General features: G+C 46.8%; 13 protein-coding genes, 2 pseudogenes and 1 riboswitch. Of the genes and pseudogenes, 11 read left to right on the top strand and 4 right to left on the bottom strand.

Annotation, left to right across the window (positions count from 1 at the left end):
* Window positions 1-10 precede the first annotated feature (10 nt).
* Window positions 11-364, bottom strand: a complete 354-nt coding sequence (locus ACL02P_RS13325; RefSeq protein ID WP_412837467.1) for a hypothetical protein — start codon at window positions 362-364, stop codon at window positions 11-13.
* Between the two features lie 313 nt (window positions 365-677).
* On the opposite strand from ACL02P_RS13325, the gene ACL02P_RS13320 reads away from it, so the two are divergent.
* The 3 genes and pseudogenes from ACL02P_RS13320 to ACL02P_RS13310 all read left to right on the top strand — a co-directional run.
* Entirely contained in the window at window positions 678-2231 is a 1554-nt protein-coding gene (locus ACL02P_RS13320) for an NADH dehydrogenase subunit 5 (protein WP_412837466.1), read from the top strand.
* The gene (locus ACL02P_RS13315) at window positions 2225-4846 is read left to right on the top strand and encodes a DUF2309 domain-containing protein (protein ID WP_412838248.1); all 2622 of its coding nucleotides are present in this window, start codon (window positions 2225-2227) and stop codon (window positions 4844-4846) included. The genes ACL02P_RS13320 and ACL02P_RS13315 overlap by 7 nt, the downstream gene beginning before the upstream one ends.
* Before the next feature lie 17 nt (window positions 4847-4863).
* Window positions 4864-5115 (top strand): annotated as a pseudogene (locus tag ACL02P_RS13310) (DUF2294 domain-containing protein); the annotation flags it as partial.
* Window positions 5116-5141: 26 nt separating this feature from the next.
* On the opposite strand, the gene ACL02P_RS13305 reads toward ACL02P_RS13310, so the two are convergent.
* Window positions 5142-6047 (bottom strand): IS1595 family transposase, encoded by a 906-nt coding sequence (locus tag ACL02P_RS13305; RefSeq protein WP_412836674.1) that lies wholly within the window; start codon window positions 6045-6047, stop codon window positions 5142-5144.
* 93 nt (window positions 6048-6140) lie between these two features.
* Between ACL02P_RS13305 and ACL02P_RS13300 the strand changes: the two genes are divergently transcribed.
* The gene (locus ACL02P_RS13300) at window positions 6141-6290 is read left to right on the top strand and encodes a Na-translocating system protein MpsC family protein (protein ID WP_412838247.1); all 150 of its coding nucleotides are present in this window, start codon (window positions 6141-6143) and stop codon (window positions 6288-6290) included.
* A complete protein-coding gene (locus ACL02P_RS13295) occupies window positions 6281-6787 on the top strand; it encodes a hypothetical protein (RefSeq protein ID WP_412837465.1) in 507 nt (168 codons plus the stop codon). The genes ACL02P_RS13300 and ACL02P_RS13295 overlap by 10 nt, the downstream gene beginning before the upstream one ends.
* Window positions 6788-7313: 526 nt before the next feature.
* On the opposite strand, the pseudogene ACL02P_RS13290 reads toward ACL02P_RS13295, so the two are convergent.
* A pseudogene (locus ACL02P_RS13290) lies at window positions 7314-8494 on the bottom strand (IS1380 family transposase).
* On the opposite strand from ACL02P_RS13290, the gene ACL02P_RS13285 reads away from it, so the two are divergent.
* The 3 genes from ACL02P_RS13285 (at window position 8415) to ACL02P_RS13275 (ending at window position 11487) form a co-directional block, all read left to right on the top strand.
* Entirely contained in the window at window positions 8415-8966 is a 552-nt protein-coding gene (locus ACL02P_RS13285) for a hypothetical protein (protein WP_412838283.1), read from the top strand. The pseudogene ACL02P_RS13290 and the gene ACL02P_RS13285 sit on opposite strands and share 80 nt — an antisense overlap.
* A gap of 37 nt (window positions 8967-9003) precedes the next feature.
* Entirely contained in the window at window positions 9004-9372 is a 369-nt protein-coding gene (locus ACL02P_RS13280) for a Ger(x)C family spore germination C-terminal domain-containing protein (RefSeq protein ID WP_412838246.1), read from the top strand.
* Between the two features lie 393 nt (window positions 9373-9765).
* On the top strand, window positions 9766-11487 hold the full coding sequence (locus ACL02P_RS13275; protein WP_412837464.1) for a methyl-accepting chemotaxis protein: 1722 nt from the start codon (window positions 9766-9768) through the stop codon (window positions 11485-11487).
* Between the two features lie 398 nt (window positions 11488-11885).
* Here the strand turns inward: ACL02P_RS13275 and ACL02P_RS13270 are convergent, their stop codons facing one another.
* Window positions 11886-12257, bottom strand: a complete 372-nt coding sequence (locus ACL02P_RS13270; protein WP_412837463.1) for a hypothetical protein — start codon at window positions 12255-12257, stop codon at window positions 11886-11888.
* Window positions 12258-12402: 145 nt separating this feature from the next.
* A riboswitch (cyclic di-AMP (ydaO/yuaA leader) is annotated at window positions 12403-12569 on the top strand.
* A gap of 66 nt (window positions 12570-12635) precedes the next feature.
* Between ACL02P_RS13270 and ACL02P_RS13265 the strand changes: the two genes are divergently transcribed.
* From ACL02P_RS13265 to ACL02P_RS13255, 3 genes are all read left to right on the top strand, one after another.
* Window positions 12636-13979 (top strand): TrkH family potassium uptake protein, encoded by a 1344-nt coding sequence (locus tag ACL02P_RS13265; protein ID WP_412837462.1) that lies wholly within the window; start codon window positions 12636-12638, stop codon window positions 13977-13979.
* Window positions 13980-13996: 17 nt separating this feature from the next.
* Window positions 13997-14659 (top strand): potassium channel family protein, encoded by a 663-nt coding sequence (locus ACL02P_RS13260; protein ID WP_412837461.1) that lies wholly within the window; start codon window positions 13997-13999, stop codon window positions 14657-14659.
* A gap of 135 nt (window positions 14660-14794) precedes the next feature.
* Complete coding sequence (locus ACL02P_RS13255) at window positions 14795-16429, top strand: IS5-like element ISPaen2 family transposase (RefSeq protein ID WP_412837460.1); 1635 nt, start codon at window positions 14795-14797, stop codon at window positions 16427-16429.
* The last annotated feature ends 28 nt before the right edge of the window (window positions 16430-16457 follow it).

The following is a 16457-nucleotide window of genomic DNA, read 5'->3' as shown; positions in this document are numbered from 1 at the left end:
ACAACTTCGGTTAAGCCACGAACATGCTCGTAAATTTGATGGGCATAAGCAGACGCCGCTTTAACAGCAGGCAGAATAACGGTCGGAAACACGCCCATGGCGCCAGCAGCATAAAGCTGATCAAGGCCGGGACGGCATCCAGTTGATGCGGGGTTCTGTCGATAAACAGCTTGCCGTAAGACGGTGTACTATTGAGGCGAAGTGATACCTTGTTCTGCACATGGCCATAATCGGTCTCAAGCGTCTCTTCCCCACGAGACTCTGCATGAACGGGGGATGAAATAAAGGAAGGGAGGGACAACGCCAGGACCAACGTCAATACCACCACAGCTAACCAACGAAGCCTTAGTTGTTGCGTTGTCATGCGTAATCCCTCCCCTCGACATCTATTTACTTATCTTAAGGATAACATATCGGCGTCATTCTTTCCAAAGCTATACAGCGTTCTTTTCATTATTGACAGATTGCTGAATAAGAATTATTATAAACTGTATATTTGTCAATAGCGTTCAAGAATATTTTAGCAAACAGTTAATTTAATTGACTGGGTTGAAAAGATAAATTCTTGACCAGAGATTTAAGGAATCAGGTAGACTTTTCAAAAGCGTGAAGAAGCTAGTTGAAAGTAAACCGGCAATTTTCTGGAATTCGTGGCGTTAAGACCGCGGAACCCGAAGTTGTCGGTTTTTTATTTTAAGATTTTATTGAAAGGAACGTTGTATGTGCTAATTCCAACTCTTTTTTTGGGATTTATTGGAATGTCATTGTTGAGCGGTTTTGTGATAACCTGTCTCAAAGCTCCGTTAAATTATATTCCCTTTCACCTTGGAATCTTGTCACTTCCTCCTGTCATTGGGCTTCTGTCGCTGGTCTTATCATCTGCAGGCGTAAGCTGCGGTCCGTGGTACTTTGATCGCTTGTCCTGGCTAATGGCATGGTTTGTAACCACGATCAGCTTTTTTGTTCAGAAGTACTCCATGCGCTACTTGCTTGCGGACCAATCTTATCGTAAATACTTTGCCCTGTTGACGATCACTGCAGCAGCTGCTTCGGTCACCTGGCTGAGTAACGACTTTCGCTTGTTATTGGCAGGTTGGGGGGTGACTTTGTGGGGACTAACCGGGCTTATCGGGTTGAGGAAAGAATGGCCTGCCACAAGACACGCAGCGGCGTTAAGCGGTAAGCTCTTGGGAGCAAGTTGGATATTGTTGTCGGTCACGGTATTATGGATTGCCTACAGAACAGGAATTTGGGAGTTTTCGTTGCTTTCGCAAAGTAGCTTGGATGAGCTTCATGCATCAGAGAGATTATTCTTGAATATGCTGCTTTTTATTTCAGTTATGATTCCGGCAGCGCAGTGGCCGTTTCAGCGATGGTTGCTGGACTCGGCTGTTGCGCCAACGCCAATATCCGCAGTAATGCATGCAGGGATTGTGAATGGCGGTGGAATATTCTTGACTCGATTGGCTCCGCTGGCCACTGAACATAGTCAGCTGATTCTTCTGATTACTTCGAGCCTTTCTGTGTTGCTGGGAACCGGATTTATGTTGGTTCAGGTCGATTACAAGCGGCAACTGGTAGGTTCCACTATAGCACAGATGGGCTTTATGCTGGTTCAATGTGCATTAGGCTCCTATTGGGCGGCTATTGCTCACGCAGTACTGCATGGTTTGTTTAAGGCGACACTATTTTTGCAATCCGGTTCGGTGGCGAAACCTAAAGACAGTGTTCCTCATGCTTCCAAGTCCCCGGCAAGTTTATGGATCATTGCTGGAGGAGCTATAAGTCTTGTAGGAGGAACAGGAATCTGGATCAGTTCACATGTGGAGTCCTATCAAGTGATCAGCGCTGTAATTTTTGGCCTATCCGCATTTATATCCTGGATGCAAGTTGTAGCTTCCGGACGCGGCTGGATCAGCAAGATAACGGGTATGATACTGGTTGCTGGAACCGCGGTCTTGTTTAATGTAATTCACAAAGCATTTAAACAGATGTTGCATCCTGCGTTGCCTGAAGGTACAACATTGTCTGTGACAATTGCATTTATTTTCCTGCTCGTTATTGTGATGTGCAATCTGCTTTTTGCATGGTTTATTCGCAATCGAACACTACCGGTTTCCGTTATTGTTTATCTTTGGCTTTTGCGGTTAAGCGAACCGCAAAACAATGCGGTCGAAGTCCGTACCAGGAGACCTATTTCAACCTCAGTCGGAAGGAGGACGCAATATTGATGAATACAGTTACTACATTTGACCAGTCGTCTAATTCAGACAAACAATTATATTTTTCTCGCTTGAAAATAAATGGATTTGTCCAGTCGGCCCTGAAAGTTATAGTTCCGCTTGATCCGATTCACAGATTTGCGGCGCGCAGTCCGTGGGCTGGGCTAGAAGAGCAATCATTTGAGCAAACGGCTCGTCAGCAAATGCAAATATGCGGGATTGATATCTTTCCTAGTGAAGCAATATTGTGTCAAGCTAGAAATCAAGGCGAAATTCGGGAGGAGGTTATCGAAAAACTGTTGCAGAAATGGCTTGATATGCAGTTTCTAGAGTTGCCCAGAAAGGCGGCAGAGCAGTTTTGTCGTGCCGCACTTAAGCTGGACCAACCACCTGAGGCATTGTTAGAAGCGCCAGAGTTATCAGCTTTGGTCCAAAAAGTAAAACGAACCGGGTTCCGTATTTCGGAAAGCGATGCAGTTCAAACATACACCAGACGTTTGGAACAACAGTTAGGTATCGATCTGGCTAGCCACCTGGATCGCTACCTAATTAAATGGTGTAAATTATTTTTGGACGAATCACAAGCTTCCTGGTCGATGCCGTTTCGCGAAAAAGGATTTTACAGCGCATGGAAAAAAATCATTTGGTATGAACCGGGTTTGACGAAAGAAATGCGCAAGCTTCTGAAATTTTTGCCCGAAACTTCCGAAGAGACACTTTCGGCCGCTTTGTCTGCTTTAAATATTCCTGAATCCATGACAGAAGACTATCTGAGGGCACATTTGCTTGCCTTGCCTGGCTGGGCAGGTGCGATGTTGTGGCGTTCACAGCACAACAGCCAACCCAATACATTGATGACGGACTATTTGGCAGTGCGGATTTGGATGGAATGGGCTTTGCTTCAATCTTATCTTCCAATGCTGAAGCCTGAAAAAGAAGTTCATGTGTCTGTTAAGCCCTTATTAGCCGAGGCTATTCATTGGGCAGGAATGCCGTTGGACTTATGGTCAGGGTTATCGGTCGAAGAAATCAAAGCGCGAATTATGCTGGCATACCGTTTTGATCATTTTGCCAAAAAGCACCTGTTATTGGAAGCGTGGGAAGAAACCTTTGAACATGGTATAAGAGAAATAATAATTTCTGAAGGATTAACCATTGAGCAAAATACAGTACCCGTTTCAGCTCAATTTGTATTCTGTATCGATGTTCGGTCAGAACCTTTGCGACGGAAAATTGAACAATCTGGGCCATTCGAAACTCTGGGAACAGCAGGCTTCTTTGGCTTGCCGATCGAGAAGAATGAGCTTGGGTCCATTCATACTCATTCTTCCTTGCCAGTAATTAGCAAACCTGAATTAAGGGTTGTTGAAATTTCAACTGAATCAGAGACGGATAAGTATCAGCGAAGGAAACAACTATTCAGTTCCATTCACAATGCTCTCCAGACAATGAAGCAAAATCTCTTGACCAGCTTGTTGATGCCGGAGATCTTCGCCCCTTGGTTCAGCATGCAGTTGTTTTTCCGCAGCATCCTGCCTCGGGCAACGGGGAGAGTGACCCGCAAAGCTCAAGAAGCATGGATGAGCAAGCCTGAAACTGATTTTGAAATCTATCACCGATCTGAATGGCCTGACAGGCTTACGTGTGAGGAGAAGACAAGTTATGTAAAGCAGGCCTTAGTTTCTATGGGACTTACTGAACAATTTGCTCCGCTGGTTGTCTTCTGCGGTCATGGAAGCAGGAGCGCCAATAACCCGTATGCCTCCGCACTGGACTGCGGAGCTTGCGGAGGGGCTTCGGGAGGCTTCAATGCGCGTCTACTGGCAAAGTTATGCAATGAAAGAGAAATTAGGAATGCACTAGCAGCAACGGGGATATTGATTCCGGAGTATACGACTTTTGCTGCCGCCGAACATGTCACCACAGTGGATGAGATAAACTGGTTGTATATGCCCGATCTTTCAAAAGAAGCTCATAGAGCGTTAATTCGTGTCCAAAGCGTGCTGCCGGATATCAGCGAACAGGTTAAAACTGAAAGGATAAGAAAGCTGCCCAATATTCATCTGATTTCAAATGATCCTAAAGCGGCAGCAGAACGTTTGGCGGAAGATTGGAGCGAGTTGCGTCCGGAATGGGGATTGGCAGGCAATGCCGCAATAATTATAGGAGAACGCAAGCTTACAATGAACAGTGATCTGGATGGGAGAGTATTTCTTCATAATTATCAGTGGCAAAAGGATACAAACGGAGCGATACTTGAAAGCATTATTGCAGGGCCTGTTCAGGTAGCGCAATGGATCAATTTGCAGTATTATGCGTCTGCGGTTGTACCACACTACTATGGAAGCGGCGACAAAGCCACACAGACAGTAACTTCCGGTATTGGCGTCATGCAGGGGAATGCCAGCGATTTATTATCTGGTCTTCCCTGGCAAACCGTCATGCGGACAGAGGGGGAATTATATCATACTCCATTAAGATTGCTTGTAGTCGTTCAGGCGCCTGAAGAATACGTGGATCGATTGTTGAGGAATGTTCCAGAATTCCGTCAAAAGATACGAAACCGTTGGTTACGTCTGGCATCCATTGATTCGGAAGGACATTGGAAAAGCTGGTCGTTATAAGAAGAGGAGGAGAATTCTTGGATAAAACCAAAGGAACGCTGGAAGCGGAAATAAGTAAAGCGTTGACCAATTGGGAAAAAAGTTATCTCGGGCGGGGGTCTGTTTTTGTCAAGTCAGATATCTTGAGGGATATGATTATTGTTACCATGCAAAAAGTTCTGACTCCTGCCGAATATTCGTTGTGTCAGGATAAAGAAGGCCTGCTGCATGTGAAGACGAATCGAAATCGTCTGGTTGAATCCGGTGTTGAAGATTTGAAAAAAATTATTTGAATATCAAGTTAGCTCCGCTAAGGTCAAGATATGAGTTTCTGGTAGGTGATGGTGTCGGTTGAAACACAGGCTGTCAGCAGTCGATTGAACAACTGGCCTTCAAACCGTCTGCGGTTGGTGCGGAAGCAAAATTCATCCAAATACGCTTGCAGGTGCTTGGGAGCCAGACCATGATAGGTGCCGCCAATAAACGCTTTGGCATTGGAAATCATCGTGTGCAGCCATTTCAGATGATCGGGGTTTTCCTTGACGTTAAACTCGAGCGGCTGGTGATCGTAACCTTCCTCCGCGAGCTTGCGATACGAGCGGTACGCATCGCTGCTGATGGTGGCACCGGGCTCGATATGGTGCCGGGCAAAATCGACCAGCGTCTTGCCTTTGACATTCGGAATGACCTTCATTTTCACATATTTCGGCGCTCCTTTTCTGTCCAGCGATACGGCTGCCAGTACAGGGGTTTGTTCCGTGCCGCGACCGCGTTTGCCGCCTTCGGTCGGCGCCCCAAAGAACGCGTCATCCAGTTCGACCAAACCGGCCAGTTGGTAGTGGGCATCGCGATCTCCCATGGCTTTGCGAATCTTGTGAAGCATTAACCATGCTGTGGGGTAGGAGATTTCCAGTTCGCGCGAAAGGAAAACCGCGGAAACGCCGCGTTTATCGTGCGCCACAAGGAAAATCGCCCAGAACCAGGTCAGCAGCGGCGTATGGGATTTATGCATAATGGTGCCGGCGGTAACCGAAGCCTGATACTTGCAGCGCGTGCATTGATACAGCTTACGGCTTTCCAGAAAGTAGAACGCATCGTGCTCGCATTTGGGGCAACAGAAGCCGTTCGGCCAGCGAATCTGAAACAGATGCTCGCGGCATGCGTCTTCCGAATGAAATTTCTCTTGAAATCTCTTTAACGTCATCGCTTCTTGTTGTGCCATGCCAACCACTCCCGAACACTCGTTTGCACCTAGTATATCAAACAAATGTTCGTATGTGAAGGATTTGCTGAGGCAACTTGATATTCAAAAAAAATTATCCTGGATATCACCGGTCTGGAAGTGTTGAGCTTCTTCACTGATGTCAGCACCCAGACCGGTGAGCGAGTGATGTTGTTCAAGCTTGCAAGCAATTTGGAGAAACTTGTTTCAAACCGCTCGAAGGAGGTGATTCGATGGATATAAACCAACAAAAAATACTGCTGTTGACAGGAATTAACCAAAAAATTGAATCCGAGATATATGAAGTGATTCGGACTAAACCGGAAGGCATAGTGACGTTGCATGCTGCAGGTCCATTGATTGTTCATCAGTACGGCGATTTAATGCGGACCATACTATTACTAGTATATAGTGAAGGTATCAAAGACATTTATGTGGTCGGGGTACATGAGCAGCATTATAATATTGATGATGCCCCGAATTTATACGATCACCTTTACAGGAACTTGGAATTTAGAGATAAACTGCAAGTAATAGATTATTTATTCAGCAGTAACCAGATCGAATTCCCCAATATCAGCTTGAAGGAATGGCTGGCAGGCGGCAAATTTGTGCATGAGAGCGTACACCGAAGTGTTGAAATGCTGCGCAATCATCCATTAATGCCTTCAGACGTCAGGATTTACGGTTTATTCCAGAATGAAGGCAGGGAAATTGTTCAGTTTCCATCCGTGTTGTAAATCCGTATCGTATTATTTGTATCGTTGATCAATTTCAAACTTGCCATTGCGGTGGCGATCAGCGTATTTGGCTTATCCGAAATTCCCACAGCAAACTCCCCATTCGGCATAGTCGATCGGTCGTGCTCAAACTGATTAGAGACTTCGTTTCGCTATGCCTGTAAGCGCATGATGCAAAAGCAACTGGTTTTCTCAAACTTCACATGGATAATCAGAGTGCCCCTTAAGGCAGAGGAAAAACTATCTGCATTAGCTTGCGGGGGCATGAGAAACTCCTTCTTAAAATTAAGTGGATGATCCCTTACGCCAGCACCGGACCTTGATCTTATGGACTTTCATTCAGGATAATGAACCTGAATTTCGAAAGCGCATAAGATCAGTGCAAGATGCTAAAGCAATGGCGACTTAAGATGTAAAAATGTAGGAGTTTTCCATGCCCAGTGGAGACAGAAGCTTGCAACAGATGGTCTTTCCCCCTCCCCAATGAAGAGGCAGTCCATATTTCCATGTAAAATTTTGCTGATCATCACTCTAACTGCGCCACTCGAACCTCGATTCGTTTCCAGACATGACGGCTGGGAAAGTCCTTCGCAAGCTTTAGTATGACAGAGCGGCCATGCCGAATGAGCGTCGCGGCGCAATAAAAGAACTCCAGACGGAACCGGGCAATCGTATAGCCTTGATGGACTGGCTCACAGCAGTTACGTTTGAAGCGCTCGAACAAATTGTAGGCAAGCAGCTTGATCAGCAGATCCAGACCATTGGCTTTAAAATCACCTGTCGCAATGCGATCGATGGAAAACCCGTTCTTAGCTTCCTTGATGTAATTTTCCATGCAGCAGCGTTGGTTGTAGAAGCGCCACAAATCGATCGGTTCCCAATCCAGATTGGTCACGATCGCTTCGTATTGCCAATCTTCGTCAAACACGATGCGGCTCTGGTCGTCAACGCACACTTGCGCCTTACGAATGACCGCTACGCGGGGGGACCTTTTCCAAGACGTTGCTTTGTAAATCAAGGTGATGCCTTCGATGATCCAGTCCTCGTCAACATAACGTGTCCAGTAGCGGCAAGTCCCGACTTCAGCCGCCAGTCGCTTGGTCCATTTGAGTTTGCCGACATAGCCGATGCGGTGCTGCTCCCACAAGCTGTAAAAATCTTCACCACCAAAACCTTTGTCGAACCTTGCGTACTTCACCTTGTGTTCTCCAATCAGGCCAAACGTTTGATTTAAGAATTCGGTGGCATCGGTGGAGGAATGCGTATTTCCCGGTCGAAGCACGGCGTTCAAGCTAAGCCGGCTCTGACCTTCAAAAGCGAGCAGGGGATGATAGCTTTTGCGTCCGGGCTTATGCGGATTCGTGCCCTTGGCCGCGTTGGACTGATCGCCGTACACGGTCTCCACCGTGGAATCCAGATCGAGAATCAGCTCAGGTGGCAAGCAGGGTCGAATGATCTCTTGATTCAGCCTCCGCAGTTCGTTATCCAGAGAGGGACAGGAACGCCCAAGCCGGATCAATTCCTTGTACAGCAGACTGTAATGCGGGCAGCGTCCGCCGAGAAAGCGCCTCAGCAGCACATCGCCTCCGGCAGTTTGATTTTTTCGAGAAAAGCCAGGAAGATTTTGATGCCGCCGAAGCTCGAAGCGATACGTTCGAAATTCAGGTTGAATACTTCAGAAATCGGGGATTCTCTTCTGGAAATCATGCGGCAGTATTCTCTTCGATTGGAGCGGGCAGTCATTGGCCATCATTTAAAGGTGATTGTAGTATCCACCACCTTGGTTCGAAACCAAAGTATTGACAAGCTGATGGATTTCGTGCTTCGAGATAACGATATACGGCCTAGTTGTATCGTGCTTTTAAGCAAAAAGTTGGCGAGGGAAACATTAGAGACGGGACATCCTGGAGAAGTCCCGGCCTTCATATTGAGAGATACTCCTCGTGGGCGCTTTAGAACCAGCAAAATCATGAAAGAAGTGAATCTGACTGAGCTGAATGAAAGGTTAGGATCCAAGCAGAGCTTCCTTTTGCAGGAGGTGTCTAAACGCGGAGACGAAATACTGTTTACGGGCGCCGGGATTATTAAAGGGGCTACTGGCAAATGGATCGGTACATTGGATCAAACAGACGTAGAAAGCATTGCCTGGATTCAAGGCGATATTGAAGGGGGGCATTAAAACCTATGATTGACGCAATGAACCACTAACCTACGAAATTGAAAGCGAGAAATCCCGAATTATTCCTCAGATTGAAGAAGGTCGCCTTTCCTTTTATGTCACGATTGAATCGAAAGGCCGTTTAATTGAAAATTGGGATATTGAAGAAGATCCCTCCAAACCGGAATTTTTGGATAGGGCGAAAAAAGCTTCTGAAAATAGGCTAAACCAGATGATCAATGCGACAATGCAGAAGATACAGTCAAAATATAAAACGGATGTGGCTGGATTTGGTGATAGCTTGAGGATTGCGAATCCTAAATATTGGAGGAGGGTTGAAAATCATTGGGACGACGTCTTTAGCCAAACACCTGTGACTTTTGAGATTAAGTTATCGATCACGGATTATGGTGCCTCAAAACAATGAACCAGGCTACCCTTATTTAGAAATCGTCGAGCATTACAGCTGAGCACACTCGATGACTTTCTCTCAATAGTTGGCTTTCAAAGTCCGATCTGTTATTGCAGTTGATTGGAGATTATGAGTACTACTTTTAGGAAATATGAACCCGATGTTGTTTTCGTGTATAATGTGATTTAAATCAATAAACCTTTGGAATAACCTTGCATAAGGAGGATTTTATGTTCAAAATAATGGATTGCTGATGATACAGCGTTTATGAGGATGATGCTGAAAGAGATTGTAAAGGAAAGTGGTTTTGAAGTAATAGCGGAAGCTGAGAATGGCAAAGAGGCTGTTCAATATTTCACAATGTCCTGATCTGAATTCTACTTTACATCAAGGGGAAATCTATTATTTATGAAAAATCTATTCATTCGTTTTAACCGTATACAGAACAAGATTGGGCTTGGCTTTCTCGTGGTTGTCATTTTTTTTGTCTTTGCTCTTATCAGCGTAATTCAACAACTATCTTCTTTTGAGAGAGAGACGCGATTGATTACGGATCATGACATGCAGGTACATAGTCTTGCCCAGTCCATCGAGAAGGATTTGGTGGATATGGAAACTGGTCAAAGAGGATTTGTTATAACCGGTGAAAACAAATATCTGGAACCTTACACCAATGGCAAAGTTAACTGGCAGAGGCATTATGATGCCCTCTATCAGCTTGTTGCAGATAATCCTGACCAACAAGAGAATTTGAAAGCTATTCGTGAAAATGTCGAACACTGGATTCAAAGCTCAGGCGAGGAAGCAATTACATTAAAAAAGGCCAATGACAACAAAGGCATTCAGCAGTTTTTTCAGAACGACCCGGGGAAAGAGGCTATGGATTCCATACGTGAGCAGCTTTCGTCATTTCGTTCCATGGAAAAGCAGCTTACGATGAAGAGAGTAGCGGATCTTGAAAAGAAAAATGGTCAACTCCGGTTACAACTGTACGGTTCTTTCTTTATAATTCTCATCGTATCTGTAATCTCTGCCATCTTTACAGGTACACTAACAACCAAGAACGTACGTAAAGTAGAAAAAGCGATTGCTGAAATCGCTTCTTCCGGTGGCAACCTGACAAAACGAATTACAGTAAAAACCAAAGATGAAACAAAAGATTTGGCGGATCAAACCAATTTAATGTTATCCAGTCTCCAAAATATGATCACTGATATACAAGGCAACACTCTGGAATTGGAACGATCCTCATCCATATTGAAGGCTGGTGCAGAAGAGGGAGCCAATTCCGCCGATCAAATATCTGAATCAGTTAGACGCGTAGCGCAGGGGGCAGAGCACCAAGTCTCACAGGCGCAAGAGATGTCTGCGATCTTGCAACAAATGGTATCTGGACTGGAACAGGTTGCTGTGACGTCAGTCGATGCTTCCAAACTTGCTAAACGAGCACAATCCGTCGCTACGAGAAGTGCCGGTGAGATGCGTGATACTGCGAAAAAAATAAGCAAGATGGAAGAAACATTTTCCGACATTCAAGCTTCAGCTCTAGAACTGGCATCGTTGTCCGAGAAAATACGGGATGTCGTTACATATATTCAGGAGGTCTCCACCCAGACCAATTTGCTGTCACTGAACGCTGCTATTGAGGCGGCGCGCGCTGGCGATCAAGGCCAAGGTTTTGCCGTCGTAGCCGGAGAAATCCGCAAACTGGCAGATCAGGCGGCGTATTCGACTCGTGAAATTCATGAAACTATCGAAGTGATGTTAAACGGAATAAACGGACTGGTCCAAAAGCTAGAAGAGAACAGTCGTGGCGTCAAGGACGGGATTCAAGCCATGTTGAAAGCTGGAGATTCTTTCCAGACTATTACGAACGAAGTGGACAGTTTGAGTGTTCAAGTTATGGATGTTGCTTCTTCTGTGGGGCAAATGTCTGTCGGGAGCAAAGCGATCGAAGGTTCTATTAGAGAGATCACGAGGATTACTGAAGAGACCGCCTCGTTCGCTGAAGAGGTCTCAGCTATGACTGAAGAGCAGGCGGCCACAAGTCGTGAAATGTTCCAAACCGCTCTCCAGCTTAACGAAATGTCAGATTCCCTGAAAGCGTTAGTTGGAAGATTTAAAGTCTGAGTGCAAGTCCCGATTTCCTTGTCTTAAGGAGAACGGGACTTTTTTAGGTGTAAATGAAAGCTTCTTGAAACTGTATAGACTGGAGTTGACATGAATTCTGCCGCTTTCATTACCACTCCACCTCCGGTTGAACGGATACGGATATTTTAGTTGAAGACGTATTGCAGAAGGACAACGTCTTCGAAAACACAATTATCTTCTGGAATGGTGACCAGGCTTTAACTTGTATCTTCCTGTATTAGTTAATTGGACATGGATACTTACATTTCGTAACGCATCCTGATGCAAAACAAAATGATGTTTGGTCTCCATCCGATGCCATAACTCGGGATGGTGTCGATACAGCGGTTCTGCCAAATTGTAGATATCGACCTCACGCATAAAGCCCTTAAGGTAAGTCAGACGAATTTGCCTTTCCATTTTTTTCTTTGCAAGGTCGAGTAATTCTTCTTCGGATATATTCTGATGTAAACACGAAGACCTTGAACTGACGGTAGAATTCGCACTTTTGGCTTCTCCATGACGAGAACAGCTACTGACTGGGTCCCACGTTCGAGATAAAGTGGCGAACGAACCATCTTTTTATACATCCAGGGGAATCCTTTTCCGACGCATACAGGGGCTTCCTTCGTCTTTTGCTGGCCTTCCAGCTTAGCAACGCTGGAAAAATCCATTAATTGCAAGTAAACAATGTACTTTATTATAGTCAATACAAAATTACCCGCCAGACGAAAAGTAAAAATGACGAGAAACGGCAATAACTTTGGCAAGTCTACGCATCATTTAGATTGGGGGCGAAGTTGATCTGCACAATTCCTTATTTCGTCTTTTTCTGGTCTTTTTCTTGAAAATAGAGCTTTGTGGCGAGACGCAATAAAGGATATAATCCATTTGACAAAAATGAATGAAAACAATTGAAAAGATTGGCCGAATTTCGTAATGAAAACGGGGGAACCATATATTTTGGGGTGAATTTCCCGGAGCTTCAACTTCATATATGGGAGGATGAAGCGTCCGCGAATAGGGCAACTGGGCATGTCCGAATCCGTCAGCTAACCTCGTAGGCCTGTGCATCAGGAACCAAACACCGAAAGGCATTGGATTTCCAGTGCTTTTTTTCTTTTGTTCTTTTTCAGAACGACGATGAGGTGAACGCATTGCATTCCAGGAAAATCAACCTTTCTCCGCCGCAGATATTGGTGATCGGCTTTGCGCTCATTATTTTGCTGGGGGCGTTGCTGCTCATGTTGCCAATTTCCAGCACAACCGGGGAACCCCTTCCGTTTGTCGACGCATTGTTCACGGCTACTTCAGCAACTTGTGTTACGGGGTTGGTCGTAGTCGATACCGGCACCTATTTTTCAACATTTGGACAAGTCGTGATCATCCTCCTAATCCAGATTGGAGGGCTTGGGTTTATGACCATGGCCACTTTGTTTTCCCTTGTCCTGAAACGAAAAATATCGTTAAAAGACCGACTCATCCTCCAAGAAGCGATGAACCAAAACTCTGTTGAAGGAATCGTACGCTTAATCCGCAAAGTTTTGTTATATTCGCTCCTTATTGAATCCAGTGCGGCGGTGATGTTTGCGATCCGCTGGTCATTTGATATGCCGATTGGTCGGGCGCTGTATTTTGGAGTTTGGCACGCGGTCTCAATGTTCAATAACGCCGGGTTTGACTTGTTTGGTGGATATCAAAGCTTCACGAAGTACGTTGCTGATCCGATCGTGAACTTTGTTGCGATGTTTCTGATCGTCTCGGGAGGGATCGGATTTATTGTACTGTCTGACGTATTTGAGTTGCGAAAGCGGCGGAAGCTGTCGTTGCATTCGAGGGTGGTATTGACGATGACGTTGGCGCTGATTGTGATCGGGGCGATAGTCATTTTCATCTTTGAGTTCACGAACTCGAAGACGCTTGCTCAACTCAGTTGGAGCGGCAAGATCTGGGGTTCGTTTTTCCAATCGGTGACACCGCGTACGGCGGGAGCCAACACGCTGGATATTGGGGCATTGCGGCAGGCAACGCAATTCTTTATGATCATCCTGATGTTTATTGGAGCCTCCCCAGGCTCGACGGGGGGCGGTATTAAAACGACCACATTTACGATTCTGATCGGCTCGGTTGGCTCAATGATTCGCGGAAGGACTGACCTGGTCCTGTTCCGATTCCGGATGGCCGGGGAACGGGTCTTCAAGGCGCTTACGATCACGATGCTAGCCTTATTCCTTGTCATAGCAGTGGCAATGGTATTGTCTACCACGGAGGACGCGAGCTTTCTATCGATTTTGTTTGAAACCACTTCGGCTTTCGGCACGGTCGGATTGACGATGGGATTGACGGGGAAACTGACGGTTATCGGTAAAATTATCATCAGCTTCACCATGTTCGCCGGTCGGCTCGGGCCGCTGACGCTTGCTTATGCGCTTGGTCCGAAGAAAGGAAAAGAGCTGTACCGCCATCCAGAAGGCAAAATCATTATTGGATAAGGGGAAAACGGGCAAAAATGAAAAAGCAGCAGTTTGTGATCATCGGCTTGGGGCGCTTCGGCTCGAGTCTGGCCTTGAAACTGATGGAGTTAGGGTATGAGGTTCTGGGCATCGACCGGAATGAAGAGATCGTGGAAGAATTTGGCGATCGGCTCACGCATACGGTTGTCGCCGATGCTACAGAAGAAGAGGTGCTGAAGTCGCTGGGGGTTCGCAATTTCGATTGCGGCATCGTGGCGATTGGCACCGATATTCAAATGAGCATCCTGACGGCCATTCTCCTCAAAGACCTGGGCATTCAAACGGTAGTTGCCAAGGCGATCTCCCTTCTGCACGGTCGAGCTTTAGAGAAGCTGGGGGTGGATCGGGTGATTTATCCGGAACGCGACATGGGGGTTCGTGTGGCCCATCAGCTGGTTACTCCAAATTTGCTGGATTATATTGAACTGTCGAAGGAATACAGCATCGTAGAAATGAAAGTTCCCGCTTGCTTGAACCATAAAAGCATAGGTGACCTCAATATGCGGGCACGCTTTGGCTGCAGCATCGTGGCGATCCACCGCAATAGCGGCATCCTGATTGCTCCCACCGCGATGGATCAGCTTAATGAAGGCGACATTATGGTTATCATCGGATCAAAGAAAAATATCGAGCAATTTGAATCCATCATCAATTCCTAAGTAGGGCTTGCTGAACACTAAAAAAAAACAACAAAAACCGCATAACAACAAGGATTTTAAGGCCCATTTGTCGAAATCATATGCAAAGGAAATGCTTGAAAACCACCTAAAACCTTTGCAGATGGAGTGACGAAGATGTTTAAGCCGACCGCGCACCTCGATAATCAATTGATCCTGCCTGGCGATTTCTTTCTGCCCTTTGGCGGAAAGCTGGACGAGGACAATCGCTGGGTCCAGTTGGCGCGGTTGGTGCCGTGGGCGGAGGCTGAGAAAACATACGGTCAATTTTTCAAAGACACCTTTCGCGGCCAGCAAACGATCAGTCTTCGGATGGGGCTCGGTGCGCTCATCATTCAGGAGCGAATGCAACTGACCGACAGAGAAACGTTGGAGTCGATCAGCGAAAATCCTTACATGCAATACTTCATTGGTCTGCCTGGATTCGTCATGAAGCCACCGTTCCATCACTCCATGATGACGCATTTCCGCAAGCGTCTGACGGACGTGCTGGCAGAGTTGAATGAGATCGTCGCCACCGAAGGTGCGAAGGAAACGAAAGATGATGATGACAGCAACAACGCGACCGGCGGCGGTAAAGGCCAAGGGAAGCGCTCGAAGAAGCGCGCCTCTGATGAAGAAGTCGAGCAGCAAACCATGTTTGCACAATCGCAAGTCGCATCGTCAGAAGCAGCGTCTCCCGTGGAGTCGATGGCTACAAAGTCAGAGGTTTCTGAAACGAATAAACTTGTTTGCGAAGCGCATCCGAAATCGACCGCAGAATGGGAAGCCCCTGAGCAGCCGAATCAAGGGACCGTGCTGGTGGATGCCACCTGTGCGCCGGCGGATGTGGCGTATCCGACCGATCTGAATCTGTTGAATGAAGCGCGGGAGAAGCTCGAAGCGATCATCGATACGCTGCATGAGCCGGTCATCGGACAAATGGCGAAACCGCGCACGTACCGAGAAAAAGCGCGCAAACAGTTTCTGGCCGTTTCCAAGCAACGCAGACCGGGGCCGAAAGTGATTCGCAAAGCGATCAGGAGGCAACTCGGTTACGTTGGACGGAACCTCTCCATCATCGCCGAGCAAGCCAAGTCGCAACCGCTCACGCTACTTGGCCGCAAAGCCTATCGCGACCTGCTGGTGATTCACGAACTGTACCGTCAGCAGCTTCACATGTACAACGAGCGTTCCCACCAGATGGAAGACCGGATCGTCAGCATTCATCAGCCGCATGTCAGGCCGATCGTGCGCGGGAAAGCCAAGGCGCGCGTCGAGTTCGGAGCCAAGATCGCGGTAAGCATGACGAAGGGCTACGCGTTCCTTGATCGGCTATCTTGGGATAACTTCAACGAGAGCACGACGCTCATGGACGTGATCGAGAAGTATCGCAGCCGCATGGGATTCTATCCGGCTGTCGTCCAAGCGGATCAGATCTACCGCACACGCGAAAACCGGAGATTCTGCAAACAGCATGGGATTCGGCTCAGCGGACCGGCACTGGGACGCAAGCCGAAAAACGGCCCGACAAGCGAAGATAGGCAAGTGGCCAAACAGGATACCGGAGAACGAAACGCAATCGAAGGCAAGTTCGGAGAAGGCAAGCGCAAGTACGGGCTTGGCTGTATTCGAGCACGCCTTGCAAAGACAAGTGAATCCGTGATTACGCTGCAACTTCTGGTGATGAACCTGGAGCGCAGGCTCCGCGTTCTTTTTTGCCTCATTTTTACGCTGCTATCTCGCAGTCGCCTAGCCATGAGTTTCGGTTAAAGAATCGTTCAGCAAGCCCTAAGTAGGG

Origin of the sequence: Paenibacillus sp. MB22_1 (assembly GCF_047200555.1) — a bacterium.
GTDB lineage: Bacteria > Bacillota > Bacilli > Paenibacillales > Paenibacillaceae > Fontibacillus > Fontibacillus phoenicis.
This window is presented reverse-complemented; position numbering and strand designations above follow the sequence as displayed.